The sequence below is a fragment of the Proteus hauseri ATCC 700826 genome (assembly GCF_001654965.1).
Lineage (GTDB): Bacteria > Pseudomonadota > Gammaproteobacteria > Enterobacterales > Enterobacteriaceae > Proteus > Proteus hauseri.
This window is the reverse complement of sequence record NZ_LXEV01000032.1, coordinates 1-21,539: the sequence shown is the minus strand read 5'-3', so window position 1 is coordinate 21,539 and position 21,539 is coordinate 1. Positions and strand designations below refer to the sequence as shown.

Below are 21,539 nucleotides of genomic sequence, written 5' to 3'. Positions count from 1 at the left end.
AATAAGAAAATATAGGATATATTGAATGAGCACTAACATCCCTCCATTTAAAGCTGATGTCGTTGGTAGTTACCTTCGACCTGAATATCTACATAAAGCGCGTAGCGATTATGCTAATGGCACTATTTCTAGCCATGAATTAAAAAAAATAGAAGATAAAGCAATCATTGAGTTAGTAGAAAAGCAGAAAAAAGCCGGATTACATGTTATTACCGATGGTGAGTTTCGTCGTAGCTGGTGGCATTTAGACTTTATGTGGGGATTAAACGGCGTTGAAAAAGCCTTTTTATCTAAAGGATATTCATTCGATGGTATTGAAACTCGTCCAGAGACGGCTCGATTAACAGGGAAAATCTCTGGAAATAACCACCCTTTTATTGAACATTTTTCATTTTTGTTGAAATTTGCTGAAGATAATATTGTTCCTCGTTTAACGATCCCAGCACCAGCTCAATTTTTCAAAGAGCTTTATCGGCCAGAGAATTTAGATAGCACTAATGTAATTTATTCTTCAAAAGATGAGTTAATTAACGATATTATTGGTGCTTATCAAGAGTTCATAAAAGAGTTATATCTTGTAGGGTGTCGTAATTTGCAATTAGATGATTGTACTTGGGGCATGATGGTTGATTCTCGATATCACAACTCAGGTATTGCTGAGAGCGAAAGTGTAAATAGTTGCTCATGCCATTCAGATCATACTGTAATAAGCAATGATATAAACTCATTAGCGGAAACGCTTGTTTATTTGAATAATGAAGCTATTAAAAACGCACCATCAGATTTAGTGTTAACAACGCATGTTTGCCGAGGTAATTATCGCTCTACATGGGCAGCTAGTGGTGGCTATGGACCGATTGCTGAGATCCTTTTTGGAAGAGAAAATGTATCAGCATATTATTTAGAGTTTGATACAGATAGAGCTGGTGATTTCTCCCCGTTATCTTATGTTTCAGGCAATAAAAAAGTTGTTCTGGGATTAATTTCTTCAAAAACTGGAGAGTTAGAGAGTAAACAAAAAGTAATAGAGCGAATCTATGAAGCTAGTAAGTTCGTACCATTAGATCGACTATGTTTAAGTACTCAATGTGGATTTGCATCAACTGAAGAAGGGAATGCATTAACTGAAGAGCAACAATGGGATAAAATTGCATTAGTAAAAGAGATTGCTCAAGAAGTCTGGAAATATTAATCCCACAGACTGAAAACGTTATTACTCATAAGACTCTATATATCGTGAGATTATTGATAGTTTTTTCAAAACCTCGTTTGGCGAGGTTTTTGTTATTTGTGTAATACTTATCTTTGTGGGTAAGTATTAATGGTGTTATCGGTTGTATCGTTATAATTCTTTTGCTAATTTTAAAAAACATAATAATGAAACTAAACATGGAATGAGCGATGGACTACTATTTAACAAACGCAATAAATGGTATAGGGTTCACATTACATAAAGACGCTTGTAAAAAAGTTCTTTTAACCGAGAGACGATTTTATCTTGGATACTATTTTGGAGAATATAATGCTATCCAAGAAGCAAAAAGAGTCACTTCTGGTATGGTGGTTCTTTGCTCTGAATGCATGAAAAAACCACAATAAAACCACTATGAACTCGAATGGCTCAGTAGTATGTGATCTAATAGTAAGTATAATTTAACTAATTAACATATTATCTCTTTGTGTACACAAAAACAGGAGGTATTTATGTATCGTTATTATGTTCACACATCCACTGACAACCATGGAGATTATGAAGTGCATAAAGAAGGTTGTAGTCATTTACCTACCTACTATATTAAATAGAGAGTATTTAGGATTATTTTCTAATTGCACACAGGCTGTTGCTCAAGCAAAGGCTAAAGGTTATAAAACTGCGGATGGTTGTTATTGGTGCTGTCAGGCATGCCATAGATCATAAATAAAAGTGTGTGAGTTAATTAAAGATCGCCTAGGCGGTCTTTTTTATTATCTAAAATAAGGAACGAAATTATGTACGCACTTAAATTAATTACTGAACGTGAAGGTCGTAAAGTGGAAGAAGTCCACTGCTTAGGAGAAATGTACCGCCTAGAGTTTTACCCAGAATCAGAAAATAAAGATATCTTGGCGCGGGTTGAACACACAAAGAAAGATGCTATCCCTTCATTTGATATTAAGCGTACAGATCATGCTTACATTACGACAGTAACAGGTGATACTGTTCGGGTTATTTCCAGAGGCAGAAAAGCTTGCCAGTAAGGTCATTTCGGTGGCTTTTTTTATTTCTACCATTTTGTTGATATCACCGAAATGGTTTCGTATATGCTCCTTTAGTTTCAATATGGTAGAACGGCTATCTTCGGATGGACGGCTTGGGTTCGAATCCCGAAAGGAGCCTCACTTATGCCGACCACAGAATCAATCACAACACCTCACATTCACACAAGAGCTGTGAGTCGGCGTTCTATTAACTAATTCCTCCAAAAAGGAGGCGGTATGACACGAATGGACGAGAAAGACAAATTCAGTGCCACCGCATGGGGTGTCATATTCGCTATCTCCCTATACGGTGGATTAGCTAGATACATTATTGACAATAAACGTAACGGTTATCGGTGGAGTTGGGTAGGAGCAATTATGCAAATGTTCGTATCTGGCTTTGCTGGAATGATGGGCGGTCTTATATCAATAGAGCTTAACGCCTCATTCTACTACACGTTATTTACGGCTGGCTTATGTGGTTCTGCCGGCTCTTTAGCATTGGACTTCTTCTGGGATAAATTTACAGGAGGCAGGAAGTGAGTAAGTTTAGATTAAGCAGACGTAGTGAAGAAAACCTCCGTGGCGTTCATCCTGATTTGGTTAAGGTAGTACATCGAGCATTAGAAATTACCGATATTGATTTTATGGTGATTGAAGGTAAGCGCAATGAAGCCCGCCAACGACAATTAGTTGCAAGCGGTAAAAGCCAAACGATGAATAGTCGTCACTTAACTGGCCACGCTGTTGATTGTGCTCCGCTGGTAAATAATCAGATCCCTTGGAGCGATTGGTCATACTTTAAAAAAGTAGCTGATGCCATGATGCAAGCAGCGAAAGAGTTAAGCGTCGATATCGAATGGGGCGGTAACTGGAAAACATTTAAAGATGGCCCTCATTTCCAATTAACCCATAAGACATATCCCGCATGAGCACGCTAACTAAGGTATTAGCTGGACTACTGGCAATATCTGCATTCTGGCTATGGTGGGTAATAGATGACTACGGCAAACTGAGCAAAGATTACAACACAGCAACCAATCAGTTATCTCAGCAAGTCGAAATCAACAAAGACTATCAAGCCCGTATAACTAGACTAAATCAACTCGATATTCGTCACTCACAGGAGTTAGCCAGTGCAAGGAATGAAATTGATAGGTTGCGTGTTAGTGCTGAGCGCAATCCTGAACGGGTGTACATCAAAGCCAACTGTCCAGAGAGCACCAGTAATCCCACCACCAGCATGGCTAATGCAACCACCGCCCGACCTACTGACACCGCTATCCGAAATTATTGGTTACTCAGAGAGCGAATTGCAGAGTCAGAGCAAATAATTGAAGGGTTGCAGGATTACATTAGAGTGGAGTGTGTAAACAAAAAAAAGCCCAGCATGGGTGCATGGGCAAACTAACAATATATCAATTAAAGTATAGTGATATTTGCTTAGTATAGCTTAAGTAAGTATATATACCAGATTGATAATTCTGATTAACCCATCTCCTACCTAAATAAACAACGCAAGATAAAAATAACCCTGTGATTTTGGGCTTCCTCAGGGCTTTCACTGGTATGTGTGAAAACAATAGATTACCAATATCCACTAAGCCAATCTGTTAATAATCAACGTAAGTTTTTAGAAAACAATCGCCTCGCAATAGCGGGGCTTTTTAATGGAGAAATATCATGGCAGTAGAAGGTTCAGATAATCCAGTTAAATTCCGTGAAGAACTGGATAAAAGCATTCCGAAAGAATAAAAAAAGCCCAGCATGGGAGGCTGGGCAATACTAACAATATATTGTTTCATATGGGTATAGTTAGACTTATTATTATAACTAAAGTAAATATATATGCTAGTTTATTGTGTTTAATTATTTATTTTTATTTGATTAATAGACGTAAGATAAAAAATAACCCTATGATTTAATGTTCATAGGGCGGTTAAAATGAAGCAAAAAGTAAATATCAATCATTTCCAATTATATAATTATTATTTCTTTATGCAATAGAATATATTGTATTTCTGTTATATTAGTAGATTAAAAAATATATTTAATTGTAATATGTCATATAGTATCTATTTGATGTAAGTGCCTCTTTAGAGGTAGATAGTATTCCACTCTATCTGAACTCCCAATGGAATAAATAACGATGTGTAATCAAAAGTTAGTCGCACTTTTACTCGCTGATGGATCATGTAAACAAGTTGATATCACGGACATGTACTAATGACATGAGCATAAATACTCCAGATATCTATTTAGATAATAGTGACTGCTCGTCATTTGTACTGGGTTAGGGGGGCAGTAGATTTTGATGAAAAAAAACTGTAAGAGAGATTATAGGGCTGAAAAAACATAAATATATTTATATATCTTTTTGAAACAGAAAGCGCCGCATTGTCGCTGTTTCCTATGTTAGCCATGACCTGTTTTATTCTCGACAGATAGCGCATAGTGAGAGTCAAAAACAATGAATACCACCGCCTTAGCTATTTTCGGTCATTATCAGCAACGTCAGCTGTAGGTAGAAGAAAGGACGTGACGATGGAGAGACATCATCTACAAACGTCATTCATTGATTGGTGTATACAGATAGCCATCAGTTAACCGCTGGTGGCTTTTTTATTGCGGAAAATTTGTAATGGAATGAAAAAAATGAAAAAACGCAATGTCTATGGTGGTCGCTGGGCTAAAGTGCGATTAGCTTTTCTTAATGAGAACCCGCTCTGTGTTATGTGTCAAGAGCAAGGTCGTATTACTGCAGCAACTGTTGTTGACCATATTATTCCGCATCGACTTAGAGATGCAATCCAATCTGGTGATAAGGCGCTCATCACAAAAGCACAAGCCCTATTCTGGGATAAGAAGAACTTTCAGAGCTTATGTGACCTTCACCACAACTCAACAAAACAGCGAATGGAAAAGAGTGGAAAAGTTGTTGGTTGTAATGCTGACGGCATTCCCCTTGATCCTAACTCTCACTGGAATAAGTAAAGTAATATCAATTGTAATTATAACGGTGGGGGCGGGTAAAAAGTTCAAATCTTTTTGTTTGGATTACCTAGCCCCGTCATTTGTGTGCACAACCGCGAAATGAAAAGTTTTTTTCTGGGAGGTTCCGATGGCAGGACGACGCCCGAAACCGACCCACTTGAAGGTGGTCACCGGTAATCCGGGGAAAAGAAAACTTAACGATAAAGAACCCCAACCTAAACGTGAAATTCCAAGCCCACCTGAACATTTGACGGACTGGGGAAAAATGGCATGGGTAAAGTTAACGCTATTGTTGGATGGGATGGGCGTTCTGACTATTGCTGACGTATTTGCGTTAGAAAGGCTGTGTGATATTTATGCCGATATTCTTCAGTTGCGAGACACCATCGCCATTGAAGGTCGAACATATACAACAAAAACCCAATTAGGGGATTTTTTAATTAAAGCGAATCCCGCAGTGGCGATGCTGGCTGATGCGGATCGACGTTTCAAAAGTTATTTAGTCGAGTTTGGTTTAACGCCAGCATCTCGCTCAAAGGTGAAAGTAGATGGTGGAGAAGAAGAGGAAGACCCACTCAACCAATACTTCGGTTGATCCTGCAACTCAATATGCTCAAGACGTTAATAGTGGAAAGATACTGGCTGGCCCTGACATCAGAAATTCTTGCGCAAGGCATCTCAAAGATCTAAATGAAGCTAAAAAGCGTGGTTTAGTCTGGGATGTTGATGCTGTACAGCGCGCCATTGGATTTTTTGCAAAGGTGTTAAAGCTTAATGGTGGTGAGCATGAAGGGAAGCCATTTATCCTATTGCCTTGGCAATGTTTTGTCATCGGCTCCATCTTTGGGTGGAAAATGGAAGATGGTACACGTCGATTTCGCATGGCGTATGTTGAGTCAGGAAAAGGCTCAGGCAAGTCTCCATTAGCGGGTGGTGTTGGTCTTTATTGCTTAGTCGCTGATGGTGAGCCTCGTGCTGAAGTTTATGCAGCAGCAACAAAGAAAGACCAAGCCATGATCTTGTTTCGTGATGCAGTGGCAATGGTTGATCAGTCACCTGCGCTTAGTCAGCGTATCACTAAATCAGGCGGTGCTGGCAAAGAGTGGAATTTGGCTTTTTTAAAGACAGGCTCATTCTTTAGGCCAATTAGTTCTGATGATGGGCAATCAGGCCCTCGACCACACTGCGCCCTTATCGACGAAATTCATGAGCATCGAAATAACACTGCTGTTGAAATGATGCGTGCGGGTACAAAAGGTAGGCGACAGGCACTGATATTCATGATCACAAACAGTGGTCATGATAAAACAAGCGTATGTTATGACTACCATGAGTACGGACGAAAAGTTGCTGAAAGCACCATTGAAGATGACAGTTTCTTTTCTTATATCTGTTCTCTTGATGAAGGCGACGACCCGTTTAAAGATGAATCGTGTTGGGGAAAAGCAAATCCTTCTCTAGGTTATACCTTCACGGATCGCTATTTACGTGAGCAAGTCACACAAGCCCAAGGCATGCCAGCAAAAGAAAGCATTGTTCGGCGTCTTAACTTTTGCCAATGGGTAGATGCAGATAATCCGTGGATCAATGGTGACACATGGATGAATAGAGAGAAACTCTTTACTTTGGAAGATCTACAAGGTGAAGAATGCTATGGCGGATTAGACTTATCAGGAACACGAGACTTAACTGCGCTCGCGCTCTATTTTCCTCGCATCAAACACCTATATGTTGAATTTTGGACACCCAAAGACACTTTATTGGAAAGAGCTAAAACTGACCGGGTTCCTTATGATGCATGGGTTAGACAAAGCTTTGTTCATACAACACCGGGTAAAGCAGTTAAATATGAATTTGTTGCAGAGCGTCTCTCTGAAATAACTCACCACGTTAATTTGCTTGCAATTGGATTTGACCAATATCGTATTAAATATCTTGAGCCTGAGCTAGATGAAGCTTCAGTTACTGTGCCTCTTATTCCTCATGGGCAGGGATATTACAAAGCTAAGGACTCAGGATTATGGATGCCTCACTCAATAGAATTATTTGAAGAACTTATAGATGATGAAAAATTAGTTATTCATGCGAATCCTTGTTTGAGATGGAATGCAGCTTCTGCTGTTTTAGAAGCTGATCAAAAAGAAAATCGTATTTTTGCTAAAAAGAAAAGTACCGGACGAATTGATGGTGTTGTTGCATCAGCCATGGCAATTGGTACTGCTGAAGGTGAGGTTACTGATGATGGTAACCTTGATGATTTCTTCTCTAACCCTCTGAGTATGTGATGACAGATAAACAATATTCAATAGATTTGCGCACTAATCATGGTTGGTTTGCGCGTCTGGCTTCTTTCTTTGTTGGTGGAAGGCTCGTAACACCTGAACAAGGTTCACAATCAGGCGTTATTTCTGCACAAGGATCACTTGGTGATTCCTCTGTAAATGATGAGAGAATATTACAAATATCAACGGTTTGGCGTTGTGTTAGCTTGATTTCGACGTTAACTGCCTGCTTGCCATTGGATGTTTTTGAAACGGATAAGCAAGGAAATAGAAGCAAAGTTGATTTAAGTAACCCATTGGCTCGATTACTACGATATTCACCCAATCAATATATGACTGCTCAGGAATTTCGAGAGGCAATGACCATGCAGCTTTGCTTTTATGGTAATGCTTTCGCACTGATTGAGCGAAATAAATTTGGTGACGTGATCAGTTTGCTTCCTTTGTTGTCTGCCAATATGGATGTCCGCATGGAGGGGAAAAGTGTTATTTATAAATATCAGCGAGATCATGAATTTGCGAAATTTAAACAACACGAAATTTTTCACTTAAAAGGGTTTGGTTTTAATGGGTTGGTAGGGTTGTCACCCATTGCGTATGCGTGTAAGACAGCAAGTACGGCAGTTGCGATGGAAGATCAACAGCGTGAATTTTATGCCAATGGAGCGAAGTCCCCTAAAATCCTGACAACGGGTGATAAGGTATTAAATAAAGAGCAACGTGGCCAACTTGAAGAGAATTTCAAAGAAATCGCAGGTGGTCCCGTTAAAAAACGATTGTGGATATTGGAGGGAGGGCTTAAAGCCGAAGATATTGGTGTTAGCCCTCAAGATGCAGAAACAATGGCATCGCGTAAGTTTCAAGTCAGTGAGTTAGCTCGTTTCTTTGGTGTCCCCCCTCATTTAGTTGGTGATGTTGAAAAGTCAACGAGCTGGGGAACTGGTATTGAACAGCAAAACTTAGGGTTTCTTCAATATACCTTACAACCCTATATCTCTCGATGGGAAAATTGTGTTTCAAGATGGCTTCTAAAACCGAGTGATATTGGTAAATACCATGCAGAGCATAATCTTGATGGGCTATTGAGAGGGGATTCTACTTCTCGTGCGACCTTCATGAAAGCGATGGGAGAATCAGGTCTAAGAACTATTAATGAAATGAGACGGCTCGATAACTACCCGCCACTTGAAGGAGGGGATGTTGCATACCGACAAGCGCAATATTTACCAATAAATCAACTTAGCAAAGAGCCTCACGAAAGTGGGGCTTAATTATTTATGGGGGCAAAATGTCCGACATTAGAAAAACACTCGCCTTTGATGATGCAGAGATTAAATTCACCGGTGATGGAACCCAAGGAATTTTTGAAGGGTATGCATCTGTATTCAGTAATACCGATTCAGATGGAGATATTATTTTGCCCGGTGCTTTAAGGGCGTTTTAGCAAACCAGAAGCGTAAAGTAGCCATGTTCTATAACCATAGAGCATGGGAATTACCAGTAGGTAAATGGGAACACATGGAAGAGGACTCAAAAGGATTGCTTGTTCGAGGGCAACTGACACCCGGTCATAGTGGCGCTCAAGATTTAAAAGCAGCAATGAAACACGGTACCGTGGAAGGTATGTCAGTTGGTTTTGGTTGCGTTCGTGAGGATTTTGATGTGACTTCCTCTGGACGTATTTTTAAAAATATTTCTATGCTACGGGAAATCAGTATTTGTACTTTCCCTGCAAATGAACAGGCTCAAGTTTCGTCACTAAAAAGTGTCGATGGACTATCCACTATTCGTGATATTGAAGATTGGCTGAGAGAGTCAGTAGGTCTGTCAAAATCAGAAGCGATTGGCTTCATCTCCCGCTTCAAATCAGCTATTCGGAGTGAGTCCGATGGCACTCAAAAATCTCAAGTAGATTCCATTATTAACCAAATTAATTCATTTAATCTGAAAGGATAAATTATGTCTGATTTAACCCAAATTCAAAAAGCCATCGAAGACTCACAAACTAAAGTTAAAGAGTTATTTGATGAGCAGAAAAAGCAAATTGAAGAAACGGGAACCATTTCAAAGCAATTACAGACTGATTTAACAACCGTGCAAGAAGAACTAAAAAAAGCGGGTGAACGCCTGTTTGATTTAGAGCAAAAAGGTGCGACAAGTGCTGATGACCCAAATGCTAAAAAGGATTTCTCAGAACGAGCATCAGAAGAGCTTATTAAGTCGTGGAATGGTAGTGCAGGGTCTTATGAAGTGAAAACATTCAATAAGTCACTGGGTAGTGATGCAGGTTCAGCGGGGCCGTTAATCCAACCGATGCAAGTGCCTGGTATTGTCATGCCAGGTATGCGTCGTCTCGTTGTTCGTGATTTATTAGCGCAAGGTCGTATTTCTAGTAATTCACTAGAATATGTTCGCGAAAAACTATTTACCAATAACGCTGCTCCTGTGAAAGAAAAGGCTCAAAAGCCTGAATCTGACCTGACTTTTGAAAAGCAAACCACTAACGTGATCACTATCGCGCACTGGATCCAAGCGTCACGCCAAGTTATGGACGATGCGGCACAACTGCAGTCTTACCTGAACACTCGTTTATTATACGGTTTAGCATTAGTTGAAGAAAATCAACTACTTAATGGTGATGGTTCAGCTGATAACCTGACAGGTGTTAACCAAGTCGCAACTGCGTACGACATCACGCTAAATGCCACTGGGGACACGCAAGCTGACTTAATCGCCCACGCTATTTATCAGGTAACAGAATCTGAGTTTAGTGCATCAGGAATTATTTTAAACCCTCGTGACTGGCATACCATTGCACTAATGAAAGATAAAGAAGGGCGTTATATTTTTGGTGGTCCTCAAGCATTTACTTCAAATGTCATGTGGGGATTACCAGTTGTACCAACAAAAGCACAAACACAAGGTGAATTTACTGTCGGTGCATTCGATTTAGCTTCTCAAGTTTGGGATCGTATGGATGCAACCATTGAAGTGAGTCGTGAAGATCGCAACAACTTTGTGAAAAATATGCTGACTATTTTATGTGAAGAACGTCTAGCGTTAGCACACTATCGCCCACAAGCACTTATCAAAGGCTCTTTTGCAACAGCGGAAGGTAAGTCAACAAAATAAATAACAGGCAGGGGGAGGCAACTCTCCCTAATATTGCTTATGGATATCTTAGATGTAGTCTCACTTCCATTGTTAAAACAACATATTGAGTATGACGATAATGATCGCGATGAACAAATTACATTCTATGCTCAAAGTGCTCTCGATTATTGTTTGAGATGGTGTGATGAGCCAGCATGGAAATTACCTGAAGATATTCCTCATCCAGTTAAGTCGGCCATGCTCTTAGTGCTCGGAGATATGTTTGAACATAGAACTAGTCAAAGTGAAATTCAATTATATGAAAATAAAGCGGTAGAACGGTTGTTATTTCAATATCGGAATTGGCGAGGTGCTGAATGAATCCTGGTCGATTACGTCATAATATAAAAATACAAAAACCAACATTAGCACCCGATGCAATTAGCGGTAATGAAGTAATTTGGGAGGATTTCTTACCAAAAATACGAGCATCTATTGCACCTTATCAGGGGCGTGAATACTTTCAGGCACAGCAAGTCCAAAGTGAAGCCAGCACACGTATTCTTATTCGTTATGTGTCAGGAATAAACACGTCAATGCGTGTCGTTTATGGTGAAAGGGTATTCGATATCATCTCAATTATTGATCCGAAAGAGCAACACAGAGAGCTACAACTGATGTGCAAGGAAGGAGTTAATGATGGGTGAGATTAAAATCAGTGGATTGCCTGAAATACAACGAAAAATGCAAGAAGTTGCGCGCAAAGTTAGAAACCGTAGCGCACGCAAAGCAATGAATGCAGGGGCATCGACATTAAAAAAGGAAATTAAGAGCCGTGTCCCTATTTTAAAAGAAGATGTTCCACATCGACGCAAGGGGACGATTAAACGTAACGTTCGCTCTAAAACAAAGGTACAGCGTAACGGGCAAACAAAAACACGTATCTGGATAAAGTCTTTACCGGATAAAAAAATCACTGCATTCAAACAAGCCACAGGAAAAAGTGCAGCATTGAATCCGAATGATCCCTTTTATTGGTGGTTTGTTGAGTTTGGTACTTCAAAGATGCCGGCTCAACCTTTTATGAGACCGGGTTTTGAAGCTAAAAAAGAAGCCACCGCAAAAGTGATTGTTCAAACGTTAAAAGAGGAAATTGAGAAAACAAGGTAATAATATGATTTATCAATTAAAGGAAGCCCTTTCACCGCTAGTCGATGAAAGGGTTTTTTTTCAGGTATTGCCTGAAGGTAAATTGGTTTACCCCGCTATAGTGATCCAATTTTCCAGTATCACACCGAATAACGCGCTTGCTGAGATGGATCTTGATGATTATCGCGTCCAGCTCGATGTGTACGACTCTAACCCAAAAAACCTCACCGTAATGCGTAAGAAAATAAACTCAGTTATGACTGAAAGCATTCCTTTTTCTCAACGCATTAACACGTTTTTCGAATACGAACCCGATGTCAAATTACATCGGCTCATTCTGGAATTTATTATCTCATCAGATAAATAGGATATTGATATGGCAAAGCAAAAAAGTCATAAAGCAACTCCCTTCCTTGGCACGAAGCTGTTTGTTCAAACAGGATTAGGTGAAGAGGTTAGCATTACTGCTGCGACACTCTCTCCTGCCACGCTCACCATTGAAGGAAGTAAATTAAAAGCTGATGACATGATTGTGTTATCAGGTTTAGGCGAACTCGATGGGCGTTTTCCTGTCGCCAGTGTTGAAGGTGATAAGGTGACGTTGTGTGATGAAGTGGATTGGAGCGAGAAAACATTACCCACCGATTTCACCGAAGCAAAAGCACAACGAATTCAATGGTCAAATAATTTCTGTGCCGTAAAAAGCTTCAGTAAAGATGGCTCAACAACTGAACAAATTGATGTGACGACAATTTGTAGTGACGGCAAAGAATATGAGTCGGGTGACACTGAATACGGCTCAATTAAATTAACGTTCTTCTTGCAGTATAGCTCTAGCGCTGTTCAGCGATTATTACGTAAGTATGAAAATAGCAAAGAAAAATTTGCTGTAAAAATGGTGCTCACTCGCGATGAAGGCGCCATGTTCTACTTCGGCTCAATAGAAACAGGGATGAACATTGAGGGGAGCGTTGGACAGATGATGGACTCAGGTGTGTCGATTAAATTGTCTGGTCGTGACTATTTAAATGCTCCTTTAGCTTCTGTACAAAAAACTAATCTTAGCAAAACGAAATAAGGGGCACTATGTCAAGCGCATTATTACGTGAGTTGGTGTTAAATCAAGCACTTAAAATTACTCCTTTTACTTATCTAGATAATACCTTTTATGTTAAAGAACTGGATGTTGGCACCATGAATTACATTCAGCGAAAATTACGTCAAATAAAGATTAAGCTTGCAGAAGAGCAAGATATTTATTTAGACGAAGAGGATTCGGATCAATTCAATGAAGCAGTGAACCGTGTTTATGACGAGTTTGATGTGGCACGTATGCTGGCCTTTAAACTCTGTGATGAAAAAGGAGAGTTACTTTTTGATGCTGAAAATGAAGAGGACCTAAAAGGCCTTAATCGCTTAGGGCAAGGGTTCTCTAATGCTGTTTTTAATGCGGAGGCAGGTAACGAAAAAAACTCACAGACCGACGACAATTCCAAATAATATTGTCGTTGGCATTAGGTAAAACCCTTTCTGAAATAGAACAAATGCCAGAAAGCCATTTGTGTGAATACGAAGCCTTTTATCGCAAACAGCCCTTTGGTTTATGGCGAGAGGATTACCGAATAGCACAAGTGGCTCATCTTTTAGCAATAGCGAATTGCGATCCGAAATCTACCCCGCCTCAACTAACTGACTTCATGCCCATGTGGCAGAAAAAGCCCACAGAAGCTGAAGAGTGGGATAGCGTGACTCAGAATGTTTTAGCTCATCGTTAGCCCCTTAGTGGGGCTTTTATTTTATCGTTTTAAGGAGTTTCTATGGCAGGCGCATTGGGAACATTAAATATTGACTTAACGCTGAACACGGCTAGTTTCACCAATGCGATTAACCGTAGTCAGCATCAAACAGAACGATTTAATCAAAGTGTTCGTGTGAGCCTGCAGTCTATTACTGTTCAACAAGAACGCATGGCATCACAAACAGCAAAATCAGCCTCGTCATTTGCTAACTTTGCTAAAGTAGTGACAGGCGCACTTTCTGTTCATCAGGTGATCAGTTATGCCGATGGTTGGACGGACTTACAAAACAGATTGAAGTTAGTTACAAAAAGCACTCAAGAATTAAATAAAGCAACCAATGACGTCTATACCATCGCTCAAAAAACTTACCAATCTTTGGATGCTACGGCACAGGTTTATCAGCGTTTTTCTGATAATGCAGAACGATTAGGTATTAACCAGCAAAAAGTCGCTGAACTGACTGAAACGGTATCTAAAGCCGTCTCTCTTTCTGGAACCAGCGCAGCAGCTGCAGCAACGGGTTTAACACAATTTGGTCAAGCATTGGCGGCAGGTCGGTTACGTGGGCAAGATTTAAACTCTGTTATCGAACAAATCCCCGGTTTAGCACAAGCTATTGCCGAAGGCATGGGGATCAGTATGGGAGAGTTAAAACAAAAAGCTCAAGATGGTGAAACCTCGATAGATAAAATTATTGAATCATTAGAACGAGTGAAAGCCTCTGTTGATCAAAAGTTTGCCACTAGCATTACTACTGTTAGCCAATCCTTTACTAATTTACAGTCTGCAATGACGAGGTTTGTTGGTGAAACAAATCAAAGTACTGGTGCAACTCAATTATTAAATATGGGGTTATCTGCATTATCTAATAATTTTTCTGAAGTAATGAAAGTAGTAGAAGCATTAGCGGTTACGGCTATTGTGATAAAAATAACAAAATGGACTCAAGCTACTTATGCGCAAACTACAGCAACAAAATTAAAAGTCCAACAAGACCTGATTGCAGCTAAAGCGACGCAAGCAAAAATGACAGCAGAGTTAGAATTGGCTCGTGTTGAGATGCGTTCTTTGCAAGCACAACTTCAATTAGCTCAGACAGAAGCTCAGCGCAGTAGTATTAGAATGCGAATGAAAGCGCAATCTTCAATTATTGTATCGGCTACAAATGCCGAAACGTTAGCAATACAACGACTGAATGCAGCACAAAGAGCCAGTTCAACATTAGGGCGTGGATTTGGAGGGGCGCTTGCTTTTCTTGGTGGTCCATTAGGGATCGCGACGGGCCTATTGACAGCAGGTGCAATGGCTTATTATGAGTGGCAACAGCAAGCTGAACAATCAAGGCAAAAGGCTCTTGAGTATGCCGAATCATTAGACGTTGCAACAGAGTCATTGAAGAAATTAAGTGACGCAGAGCGTCAGGCGTCAATAGGTAAATTGTTTGATAGTTTTGACGCACAAATTGAAAAAATAGAAGAGCTAAAGAGAAAACAAGAGGATTTAAAAAAATCATCAGATTTTGGTGGAGCAAATAAAGGCATCTCTTTTTATTATACAGGAGATTACGAGTCATTTTCAGCGGAAGCAGTTAAGGCAAGGAAGGACGAAATCCAAGTAACTGCTGATCTTGAAACAAAGAATAGAGAATTAGAAGTTATACGTAAAAAAATGGCATTATTGCTTGATGCTGAAGTTCAAAAAAATGGAATGGTTTCTAATGCCTATGCACTTTATGCAAGTCGTATTTATGATGCATCGGTTAGATCTGATGAATTAATTGGTAAACTTCATCTACAAGGTTCTGCTTTTGATAATTTAGCGCAATCTATTCGCTCAGCCACTCAAGAGCAACAACAGTTTTCAGCGAATTCTTTAATCATCGTATCTGCTGATGCTCAAAAATCAATAGATGCCTCTCTCCGAGCTATTGAAAAAGCTAAGGCTACTGGCGAAGCATTAGCTAAACTGAACGCTGAGGATGTTCTCGCTAGTAGAAAAGTAACGCCTGATATGCAAGGCTATGATAAAGCGTTACAGGCTGAAATTGACGCACAACTTGCCTCACAATCTAAAAAAATCAAACCACCTAAAACGCCAAAATCAAGCATTGATTATGCCAAACAGTACACAAAACTCCTTTCTGATTTACAAGAAAAACAAGCTTCATTAATTGCAGATGGACAGAGTATTCAACTGTATGGCACCACATCTTCATTTAATGAATATAATTCTGCACTTGCCGATATCAAAAAGAATAAAGAAAAATTCGACGAAATATTAAAGATTGACCCAAAGGCAATCGAAACTATTAAAGAGAAAGCTAAAGCCATTGATGATATGGCTCGTGCTAATTCTGTTGCGCAATTTGCTTATGATCGCGGTAAAGAAGTTGAGCAAATGCAGTTTGAAACCTCTCTAATAGGAAAATCAAGGGCGGAACAGGAACGATTAAATGCCTTGAGGCAGGTTGATTTGCTTTATCAACAAGCAAAAGTTGATTTAGGAGATAAAGAACTCGCAAACTTACAGCGCAATGTTGAACTTACAAAGCAAAAAATTGATGCCGAATTACAAAAACGGGAGTTAATGAAATTAGATCCAGTCGAAGGGCTAAATCAGGGACTTTCAGATTTTAGTGATTCTGCTACCAATGTGATGGAAAACGTTAAAAATGTAACCGCTAATGCTTTGAATAATATGTCTGACTCTTTAGCTGATTTTGCTTTAACTGGTAAAGACAATTTTAAAGACTTTGCGAATGCTGTGATATCTGACATTACTCGTATGGTGATGAAAATGCTGGTTTTCAAAGCGATTGAAGCAGGAACCAGCTTTTTTATGGGCGGAGCTTCTGGCGGTGGTGATGCTGGTGGAGGACCAGGAGGACTTTTTGCGTATGGCGGATATACGGGCCATGGCGGAAAGTTTGAACCTAAAGGCGTTGTTCATGGTGGTGAGTTTGTTTTCACAAAAGAAGCGACAGCAAAATTAGGGATCGGCAATCTTTATCGCTTGATGAATTCGACACAGGGCTATGCTTCTGGTGGTTTTGTTGGTTCATTGGCTGGAAAGGTGCCTTCAACACCAGTCACAACATCATCTTCATCAGGAGTTAATATCACAGTGGTAAATCAAATTACAGTGACAGGTAATGGTGATGCTGTTCTTGCTCAAGCAATGAAAGAAGCGGCAGAGCAAGGCACCGAAGCTGGTGCACAAAAAGCAAGAGCGATTATATTGCAAGATTTTCAGAGTAATGGAACTGCACGTAGAACGTTAGGAGTGTAGATGAATATTTTAGCATGGCCAGAAGATGTATGCCCTATTAATGAAGATTGGCAATTACTCAGTAATAGTAAAACATTCACCTCTCCGTTTAATGGCAGTAGTCAAACAGTTCGTTTTCCGGGGAGCCGTTGGCGCTGTGAGTTAACGTTTAGTAATTTAAGCGAAGAAAAATCACGTAAACTTGAGGCTCTTGTTGCTGCACTTGATGGTATGTCAGGAAGAGTGAGAATATCGAGCTGGATCAGAAAAGGGAAAGAAGGGTACGGAATTCCTAAAGTTGCTTTAGCCGGTCAGTCTGGTGTCTCTTTACAAACATCAGGCTGGAAGCGAAATATGCGCGTCTTACAGCAGGGTGACCGCCTCACAATTGGGAATGAGTTGAAAATGGTAGTAGCCGATGTTGTTAGCGATAACGAAGGGCGAGCTGTTATTTCAATTTCTCCCATGCTCAGAACGCCACCTGCATTGAACGAAGAGGTGATCATCAAAGCCCCTTTTGGAGTTTTTCGATTATCAGACAACGATCAGGGAAAGTTTCAACATCGCCGGTTGGGATACTCTAATGTTACCCTTTCATTTGAGGAGGTACTGTATTAATGCAATATCATCCATTTTCTGATGGTATGGTAAAAGCAATCAATGAGGGTGCTTATATCGTACTTGCGGCTCGACTAAACCTAAAATCAGGGGTTACTTGTGCGCATACTGGCGTTGGTCAACTTGTGATTGCAGGAGAGACTTATTTAGGTGTTGGGAGTCTTGGTGAAATTAGCCAACTTAATGAAAACAAGACAACAAGCCCCCCTCAATTACAGCTTAAACTAGCTGGTTTTGACAAATCCCTTGTCGGTATGGTGATGAATGAACAAAGCCGAGGGAGAGAAGTGCGATTAATGATGGTAGCGATTGGGGAAGATGGAAAACCATTGTTAGCAGAAATATTGTTTGTCGGGCAGATCTCATCAATTAGCGTCGTTTCTGGTGAAGAGAACGCTGTTTGTGTTAATGTTTCTAATCGATTCGAACGATGGTCAATCGGTTTACCTGACAGGTTCACTGATGAATCATGGTCATCTAGAAGGCAAGGTGACCGTATCTTTCGCTATGTCGCTCAAATGGCTGAAAGGGCTATTTATTGGGGTAGCAAGAAAGACGCACCTGCATTTATTTATAAATAATTTTCATAAGGTAATGAAGTATGTATAAATATTTCTTTTGTATATTTTCTATTTTTTTCATGACGGGGTGCGCTAACCAAGAACCATTAAAGAAAGTAACTTCATCAGGCAAGCCGGAGGGCGTATACAGCAATACGACTAAATCATCAGTAAAAGATGCGTTAAGCACTTACTGTAATGAGAGAGGTTTTATAGTATTAGAATCAACGGATTCAGGGGTTTTGTGCTCAAAGAAAACTGAAGGCGGCACAGCTGTTATGTCACAACTTGCTATTGGTAACTCTTATTCAACAACACCAGAAGTAAAACTAAAATTTTCGATAAGTGAAGTGGGTGAAGTTATTAAAGTTTGGGCTGATGCTTGGTTTGAGACCCAAATGGCTATGGGGCAAGTTAATAGAATGGATATTAAGAACAATTCAGATATTAACCAAATACAAGATAGGTTAGATAATTTATCTCCTAAAAAAATTCAAGAAAAGAAATAAAGAAATTATCGAGGGGTGAATGAAACAACCAAACTGGACACTCCAGTTACCAGAAACCATAAGGGTGGCCATGAGCCGCCCTTTTTCATGGGGTGAATTTGACTGTTGTATTTTTGCCTCTGAATGTATTTACGCACAATGTGGTTTCTCTCCAATAAAACTCTTTCTTGGGCAATACAAAACCAAAGCAGAAGCCTTCAACCTTATTAAATCTAAATTTGGCTCACTTGATAAGGCAGTTTCCCACTACTTTAAATCTATTTCTGTTAATTATGTACAGCGTGGGGATCTTGTCATGTTTAAGGGTGATGACGGGGACAGCATGGCCGTAGTATGGGCGGGTAATTATTGGGGCGTTACTTCTATTGGCGTTAGACCCGTGCAAATTAACCCTATCAAAGCGTGGAGAGTAGAATAATGGGTGGTAATGGTGGATTAATTACAAAAGTGGTTGGCGCTGGGTTGATGATCGCAGGGTTATTCAATGGGGGGATCACCGCACCACTAGGCATCGCGTTAATGTCGGCAGGTATTGCAGTTCAAGTTGCTGGCTCTTTAATATTCAAACCGAAAATTCCCTCAATGGACTATCGTGACACTAGCGAACGCAAGCAAATGTTACGCTCTCCTTCTGCGTCAGAAACCGTCATTGTTGGGAAAACCGTTGCTTCTGGATTACTTTTCTTTGCTGAAGAAGAACCAGGAGAACAAGAGGAAAATGAAAAAATCACACTGGCGCTTGCTTTGGCTGGGCATTCTATCGATAGGGTGGGAAAAATTTGGCTTGGTGATGATCTTATTGAGACTTTTGGTGACAAGGCTTCGTGGGAATTACATAACGATAGAAAAGATGCTGATCCCTTTATGCTAAAAAACTGCCCATCATGGAAAGAGGATATGATTGGGCGAGGTATGGCTTGGTTACGTGTGACACTCACATTTGACCAAGAAAAATTCCCTTATGGTTTACCCAATGTGAAATGTGAAATTTGGGGTAAAGAACTCTTCGATCCGCGTACAGGGGAAACACAATGGTCGAATAATGGTGCTCTAGTTATTCTTGATTATTATAGAGATTATTTAAAAGTTCCTGATAGCGATATTGATTTTGAAAGTTTTAAACAATCTGCGGATTTATGCGATGAAAATGTAAGTAATGCTGAAAATGGCTCGGAGCACCGATACACGTTAAATGGTGCTTATGATCTAAATGAAAGCCCATCTAGCGTATTGGAAGCAATGCATAAATGTATTAATGCGGAGCCTACATTCACGGCAGGAAAACACGGTATTCAAGTTGGCGCCTATTATGGACCAGCATTGAAAACTATTACAGAATCACAACTCATTGATACTGTAACTTGCACCCCTGAAACGGGGCTGAAAGATGCTACTAATGCGGTGTATGGTACTTTTATTGACGCTGAGCAACTCTATACTAAGACAGATTTTACGCCTGTTATTGTCAATGAATGGATAGAAGAGGATGGTTTAGAAATCAGGGAAAACGTTGATTACCGCTTTGTTACCAGTCCTTATCAAGCACAGCGATTAGCTCGACAATACTTGCGCAAAAAGAAAGCCGGTAGGCGTGTTCAGCTGACAATGAATTTAGATGGTTATGCGTATCGCCCTGGTGAAGTTGTTATATTAGATTTACCTTCTTTAAATATTAGTGGTCTTGAGTTTCGTATTGCAGAATGGACATTTCATGCTTTAGATGGTGTATCTTTAACACTTGAAGAAGACGGTGCTTATTTATATGAAGATGTGATTGGTAAGCCTTTTATTAGACCTCCATTCACTAAATTACCCACCGGTGGCGTTGCAGCGCCTATTAATCTGGCCTTTGTTCCGCTTTCTGTCACCGATATCGTTCAAGGTTACATATCATGGCAGAACGTGGCATCTGATATTCGCTATAACACGGTTAATATTCTCCAGAATGGCAAGGTTATACAGTCTATTCAGGTACCGGGTGAACGGGTCGAGATTAATGGTTTAACGAGAGGCACTTATCGTGTTGAGGTGAGAGCGATTAATGTCGCCGGTGCTATGTCTGCACCTGCTATTAGTGATTTTGCTATTCAAGCACCACCTGCGCCGATTGGTGTTGAAATAACGCCGGGTATGTTCAGTTTAACAGCATCACCTAAACAGGGCGATAGTGCTGTCTTTGGCTACACATTTGAGTTTTGGTTCAGTGAGAAAAAACTCGCTAATCTCTCTGAAAATGAAGTAATCACCAAAACAAACAAAGTTGGTCAAGGAAATTTCTGGACGCAAGAGAATTTAAAAGCTGGCCACACGTATTATTTCTATATCAGAACTATCAATAGCTATGGTAAATCTGCATTTATAGAAGCTTCCGGTATTCCAGTTTCATTGCCTTCAGATATTTTTGATGATTTAGATAACACGGTTAGAGAAACAGATGCGTTTAAAGAGCTGGGTAAAAAGCTTGATTGGAACTCAGAAACTGCGCTAATTCTCAGTAATGCGGACTCTCAGCTATCACGCAGTTTGTTAGTGAAACATGGGCAATCTCAAGCTGGCATTCGCGAGCTATGGCAGGCTCGTGCAACGGATATCGAAGCATGGGCACAGGAAGTTAAAGAAATTTACTCCGCTGTTGGTGACAACAAGTCTGCAATTAAAGAAACTCAAACTTCAATTACCAAGCTTGATGAGGCTTTTGGTCAGCGATTTACTGAGATTCGTACGGAAATGGATAAGGCTCAGGCCGATATCATTTCAAACTCTACTGCCATCTCTAACACAAATAAGGCTTTTGCTGAAAACAAAACACAAGTTCAGGCTAAGTTTGATAAACAAGAAGGCATGATTCAGGAGAAGATGCAAGCCACCTTTAATCAAGCGGGTGATGGTGTTGTCACTCATTCCATCAATATCACGATTGTTCATAACAACGTGAAATACAATGCGGCAGGGCAAGTCATTAGTGCTCAGGTTAAGAATGGTAAGTTGGAATCATTCTTTGGTTATAACGCCAATAACTTCGCATGGTAC

23 protein-coding genes, 1 tRNA gene and 1 pseudogene are annotated in these 21,539 nt (G+C 40.1%); all 25 read left to right on the top strand.

Features of this window, described 5'->3' with window-relative positions; genetic code table 11:
• Nucleotides 1–25 precede the first annotated feature (25 nt).
• Nucleotides 26–1,192: a 5-methyltetrahydropteroyltriglutamate--homocysteine S-methyltransferase gene (locus M997_RS14585; RefSeq protein ID WP_064720844.1), complete on the top strand. Its 1,167-nt coding sequence runs from the start codon at nt 26–28 to the stop codon at nt 1,190–1,192.
• A gap of 797 nt (nt 1,193–1,989) precedes the next feature.
• A complete protein-coding gene (locus M997_RS14570; RefSeq protein WP_064720842.1) occupies nt 1,990–2,238 on the top strand; it encodes a hypothetical protein in 249 nt (82 codons plus the stop codon).
• Between the two features lie 65 nt (nt 2,239–2,303).
• Nucleotides 2,304–2,376: transfer RNA gene (locus M997_RS17520), tRNA-Pro, on the top strand.
• A gap of 99 nt (nt 2,377–2,475) precedes the next feature.
• A complete protein-coding gene (locus tag M997_RS14565) occupies nt 2,476–2,781 on the top strand; it encodes a phage holin family protein (protein WP_064720841.1) in 306 nt (101 codons plus the stop codon).
• Complete coding sequence (locus M997_RS14560) at nt 2,778–3,170, top strand: M15 family metallopeptidase (protein ID WP_064720840.1); 393 nt, start codon at nt 2,778–2,780, stop codon at nt 3,168–3,170. The genes M997_RS14565 and M997_RS14560 overlap by 4 nt, the downstream gene beginning before the upstream one ends.
• On the top strand, nt 3,167–3,649 hold the full coding sequence (locus tag M997_RS14555) for a lysis protein (protein ID WP_064720839.1): 483 nt from the start codon (nt 3,167–3,169) through the stop codon (nt 3,647–3,649). The genes M997_RS14560 and M997_RS14555 overlap by 4 nt, the downstream gene beginning before the upstream one ends.
• Nucleotides 3,650–4,893: 1,244 nt before the next feature.
• Nucleotides 4,894–5,232, top strand: coding sequence for an HNH endonuclease signature motif containing protein (locus M997_RS14550; protein WP_064720838.1), 339 nt, complete (start codon nt 4,894–4,896; stop codon nt 5,230–5,232).
• A gap of 127 nt (nt 5,233–5,359) precedes the next feature.
• Nucleotides 5,360–5,827, top strand: a complete 468-nt coding sequence (locus M997_RS14545) for a phage terminase small subunit P27 family (protein WP_064720837.1) — start codon at nt 5,360–5,362, stop codon at nt 5,825–5,827.
• The gene (locus tag M997_RS14540; protein WP_064720836.1) at nt 5,781–7,517 is read left to right on the top strand and encodes a terminase large subunit; all 1,737 of its coding nucleotides are present in this window, start codon (nt 5,781–5,783) and stop codon (nt 7,515–7,517) included. Before M997_RS14545 ends, M997_RS14540 begins: the two co-directional genes overlap by 47 nt.
• Entirely contained in the window at nt 7,517–8,785 is a 1,269-nt protein-coding gene (locus tag M997_RS14535) for a phage portal protein (RefSeq protein ID WP_064720835.1), read from the top strand. Before M997_RS14540 ends, M997_RS14535 begins: the two co-directional genes overlap by 1 nt.
• Nucleotides 8,786–8,802: 17 nt before the next feature.
• Nucleotides 8,803–9,470, top strand: a pseudogene (locus M997_RS14530) (HK97 family phage prohead protease).
• A gap of 3 nt (nt 9,471–9,473) precedes the next feature.
• Nucleotides 9,474–10,646, top strand: a complete 1,173-nt coding sequence (locus M997_RS14525) for a phage major capsid protein (protein WP_064720833.1) — start codon at nt 9,474–9,476, stop codon at nt 10,644–10,646.
• A gap of 39 nt (nt 10,647–10,685) precedes the next feature.
• Nucleotides 10,686–10,988 (top strand): head-tail connector protein, encoded by a 303-nt coding sequence (locus tag M997_RS14520; protein WP_064720832.1) that lies wholly within the window; start codon nt 10,686–10,688, stop codon nt 10,986–10,988.
• Entirely contained in the window at nt 10,985–11,314 is a 330-nt protein-coding gene (locus tag M997_RS14515; protein WP_064720831.1) for a phage head closure protein, read from the top strand. The genes M997_RS14520 and M997_RS14515 overlap by 4 nt, the downstream gene beginning before the upstream one ends.
• Nucleotides 11,304–11,777, top strand: coding sequence for an HK97-gp10 family putative phage morphogenesis protein (locus M997_RS14510; RefSeq protein WP_064720830.1), 474 nt, complete (start codon nt 11,304–11,306; stop codon nt 11,775–11,777). Before M997_RS14515 ends, M997_RS14510 begins: the two co-directional genes overlap by 11 nt.
• A gap of 4 nt (nt 11,778–11,781) precedes the next feature.
• Nucleotides 11,782–12,123 (top strand): tail completion protein gp17, encoded by a 342-nt coding sequence (gene gp17, locus M997_RS14505; protein ID WP_064720829.1) that lies wholly within the window; start codon nt 11,782–11,784, stop codon nt 12,121–12,123.
• A gap of 9 nt (nt 12,124–12,132) precedes the next feature.
• Nucleotides 12,133–12,834 (top strand): hypothetical protein, encoded by a 702-nt coding sequence (locus M997_RS14500; RefSeq protein ID WP_064720828.1) that lies wholly within the window; start codon nt 12,133–12,135, stop codon nt 12,832–12,834.
• An 8-nt stretch (nt 12,835–12,842) separates the two neighbouring features.
• Nucleotides 12,843–13,256 (top strand): hypothetical protein, encoded by a 414-nt coding sequence (locus M997_RS14495; RefSeq protein ID WP_064720827.1) that lies wholly within the window; start codon nt 12,843–12,845, stop codon nt 13,254–13,256.
• Between the two features lie 2 nt (nt 13,257–13,258).
• Nucleotides 13,259–13,531 carry a phage tail assembly protein T gene (locus M997_RS14490; protein ID WP_231619365.1) on the top strand — a complete coding sequence of 91 codons (273 nt, stop codon included), beginning with the start codon at nt 13,259–13,261 and terminating at the stop codon, nt 13,529–13,531.
• 42 nt (nt 13,532–13,573) lie between these two features.
• A complete protein-coding gene (locus tag M997_RS14485) occupies nt 13,574–16,843 on the top strand; it encodes a phage tail tape measure protein (protein ID WP_064720825.1) in 3,270 nt (1,089 codons plus the stop codon).
• Nucleotides 16,844–17,440: a hypothetical protein gene (locus M997_RS14480; RefSeq protein WP_064720824.1), complete on the top strand. Its 597-nt coding sequence runs from the start codon at nt 16,844–16,846 to the stop codon at nt 17,438–17,440.
• Nucleotides 17,440–18,021: a hypothetical protein gene (locus M997_RS14475; protein WP_064720823.1), complete on the top strand. Its 582-nt coding sequence runs from the start codon at nt 17,440–17,442 to the stop codon at nt 18,019–18,021. Before M997_RS14480 ends, M997_RS14475 begins: the two co-directional genes overlap by 1 nt.
• 20 nt (nt 18,022–18,041) lie before the next feature.
• A complete protein-coding gene (locus M997_RS14470) occupies nt 18,042–18,509 on the top strand; it encodes a hypothetical protein (RefSeq protein WP_064720822.1) in 468 nt (155 codons plus the stop codon).
• 19 nt (nt 18,510–18,528) lie between these two features.
• Nucleotides 18,529–18,927, top strand: a complete 399-nt coding sequence (locus M997_RS14465; protein WP_064720821.1) for a DUF6950 family protein — start codon at nt 18,529–18,531, stop codon at nt 18,925–18,927.
• On the top strand, nt 18,927–21,539 hold a 2,613-nt coding region (locus tag M997_RS14460; RefSeq protein ID WP_156510827.1), incomplete at its 3' end, for a phage tail tip protein J-related protein. The genes M997_RS14465 and M997_RS14460, both read left to right, overlap by 1 nt.

Excerpts from the sequence above, each read along its gene's own strand:
- M997_RS14585 (WP_064720844.1), top strand. The coding sequence starts at position 26 with ATGAGCACTAACATCCCTCCATTTAAAGCTGATGTCGTTGGTAGTTAC.
- M997_RS14570 (WP_064720842.1), top strand. The coding sequence starts at position 1,990 with ATGTACGCACTTAAATTAATTACTGAACGTGAAGGTCGTAAAGTGGAA.
- M997_RS14565 (WP_064720841.1), top strand. The coding sequence starts at position 2,476 with ATGACACGAATGGACGAGAAAGACAAATTCAGTGCCACCGCATGGGGT.
- M997_RS14555 (WP_064720839.1), top strand. The coding sequence starts at position 3,167 with ATGAGCACGCTAACTAAGGTATTAGCTGGACTACTGGCAATATCTGCA.
- M997_RS14550 (WP_064720838.1), top strand. The coding sequence starts at position 4,894 with ATGAAAAAACGCAATGTCTATGGTGGTCGCTGGGCTAAAGTGCGATTA.
- M997_RS14545 (WP_064720837.1), top strand. The coding sequence starts at position 5,360 with ATGGCAGGACGACGCCCGAAACCGACCCACTTGAAGGTGGTCACCGGT.
- M997_RS14540 (WP_064720836.1), top strand. The coding sequence starts at position 5,781 with ATGGTGGAGAAGAAGAGGAAGACCCACTCAACCAATACTTCGGTTGAT.
- M997_RS14535 (WP_064720835.1), top strand. The coding sequence starts at position 7,517 with ATGACAGATAAACAATATTCAATAGATTTGCGCACTAATCATGGTTGG.
- M997_RS14525 (WP_064720833.1), top strand. The coding sequence starts at position 9,474 with ATGTCTGATTTAACCCAAATTCAAAAAGCCATCGAAGACTCACAAACT.
- M997_RS14520 (WP_064720832.1), top strand. The coding sequence starts at position 10,686 with ATGGATATCTTAGATGTAGTCTCACTTCCATTGTTAAAACAACATATT.
- M997_RS14515 (WP_064720831.1), top strand. The coding sequence starts at position 10,985 with ATGAATCCTGGTCGATTACGTCATAATATAAAAATACAAAAACCAACA.
- M997_RS14510 (WP_064720830.1), top strand. The coding sequence starts at position 11,304 with ATGATGGGTGAGATTAAAATCAGTGGATTGCCTGAAATACAACGAAAA.
- gp17 (WP_064720829.1), top strand. The coding sequence starts at position 11,782 with ATGATTTATCAATTAAAGGAAGCCCTTTCACCGCTAGTCGATGAAAGG.
- M997_RS14500 (WP_064720828.1), top strand. The coding sequence starts at position 12,133 with ATGGCAAAGCAAAAAAGTCATAAAGCAACTCCCTTCCTTGGCACGAAG.
- M997_RS14495 (WP_064720827.1), top strand. The coding sequence starts at position 12,843 with ATGTCAAGCGCATTATTACGTGAGTTGGTGTTAAATCAAGCACTTAAA.
- M997_RS14485 (WP_064720825.1), top strand. The coding sequence starts at position 13,574 with ATGGCAGGCGCATTGGGAACATTAAATATTGACTTAACGCTGAACACG.
- M997_RS14480 (WP_064720824.1), top strand. The coding sequence starts at position 16,844 with ATGAATATTTTAGCATGGCCAGAAGATGTATGCCCTATTAATGAAGAT.
- M997_RS14475 (WP_064720823.1), top strand. The coding sequence starts at position 17,440 with ATGCAATATCATCCATTTTCTGATGGTATGGTAAAAGCAATCAATGAG.
- M997_RS14470 (WP_064720822.1), top strand. The coding sequence starts at position 18,042 with ATGTATAAATATTTCTTTTGTATATTTTCTATTTTTTTCATGACGGGG.
- M997_RS14465 (WP_064720821.1), top strand. The coding sequence starts at position 18,529 with ATGAAACAACCAAACTGGACACTCCAGTTACCAGAAACCATAAGGGTG.